This window comes from Sporolactobacillus shoreae, assembly GCF_004684935.1.
Taxonomy (GTDB): Bacteria; Bacillota; Bacilli; order Bacillales; family Sporolactobacillaceae; genus Sporolactobacillus; species Sporolactobacillus shoreae.
This window is the reverse complement of sequence record NZ_SRJD01000064.1, coordinates 1-1,294: the sequence shown is the minus strand read 5'-3', so window position 1 is coordinate 1,294 and position 1,294 is coordinate 1. Positions and strand designations below refer to the sequence as shown.

Genomic DNA, 1,294 nt, shown 5'->3' with positions numbered 1-1,294 from the left:
CGTTTACCTGCGCTTTGTTCTGCTTCAGCATGTTGCCAATCGCCACACCTTCGAAGACGGAACCACCTGGGCTGTTGATGTGTAGGTTGATTGTTGAGACATCACCCAGCGCATCAAGGTCTTTTTTAAAGGACGCTGCGGATTGATCCGCATCCCATTCCCAGCCTGCAGGAACGATTTCGCCCAACAAAAAAACATCAGCCGATTGCCCGTCAGCCGATGCTTCCATACGATAAAACTTAGTTGGTTTCGATTGTTGTGTTCGATTCATTCTTAGAATCACCCCCTTTCCGGTCAGCGATTGGCGTATCGATCGGATACAGGTCGCCGCTGATCCATAACTTATTAGCCATTGGACTGGGATCCGGAGGATAACCCTCAGCCACTCGAACATCATTGATATGGAGCCAGCCATTGCGAATACCAAGCTGATAAAATGCGCCTCGTGTGGCCGTATCTGCTCGAAGCAGACCACGCACATCAAATTTAAAGTGATAGCCTTTACGCCGTTGTGCGGGCGTCAGTAGTTTGAAATCGAGTTCCCGCTCATACTGCGTTAAGGCAGGAACGAGATTGCCTGTGACATATTCCAGGTTCAGCTGTTCCAGCGTGGCAAAACTGGAACCGGTATCGCCCAGAAAGTGTTCAGGCAAGGTATAAACCATCGCCACCCGCGACCGCGTCACCTTATCCACGTCAATCAGGTTAGTATCAACTAGCTCACGCTGGAAACGATCGATCTTTGATCCGTTTTCTTGGACCAACAAACCACCATTATTTTTGTAAAAATCAGCCACGGAATCAATGACTGCTTTCTTTTCGCCCTCGTTCATGTTCGTCTCAAAAGCGACAATAATACCTTCATTCGTACCAAAGAGCTGTTTCAACGATATACGACGTACCTGACGGTCATAATCCAGCGACCCCTTAAGTAATTCTGTTGGGTTGATACCTTTCACTTCGCCAAATCGCATGTATTTAAAGTGCAAAATCTCGCTTGAATGGACATACATGGTCTGTTGCATCAACCGATTATCAACTGCTGAGATCGCATAGTATAAATCTCCGGAATCTAGGTCAATGAGCGGTTCACAGCAGCCCGGTTTAATCAGGCCAAAGTCAACAACTTTTCCGTTAATATCTCTGAAAATCTGATAATACCCGTTCCCGGTGAGGTGACGAAGCGCATCCACATCGCGGAAAAAATCGTATTGTGTAAAATAGCGAAAGCCGTATTTAATCAGGTTGTACCCTTCGCAATCGGTCGGTTCCTGATAGTTTTGATCGTAGAGAT

Annotated in this window: 2 protein-coding genes; both read right to left on the bottom strand. The window is 46.8% G+C overall.

The genetic code is table 11. The features are described from left to right. A partial coding sequence (locus tag E4665_RS18010) for an ATP-dependent Clp protease proteolytic subunit (protein WP_174845504.1) occupies positions 1–271 on the bottom strand: 271 nt, incomplete at its 3' end. Further along, positions 240–1,294 (bottom strand): phage portal protein (locus tag E4665_RS18005; RefSeq protein ID WP_135350182.1); only part of this gene is annotated, 1,055 nt, incomplete at its 5' end. The genes E4665_RS18005 and E4665_RS18010, both read right to left, overlap by 32 nt.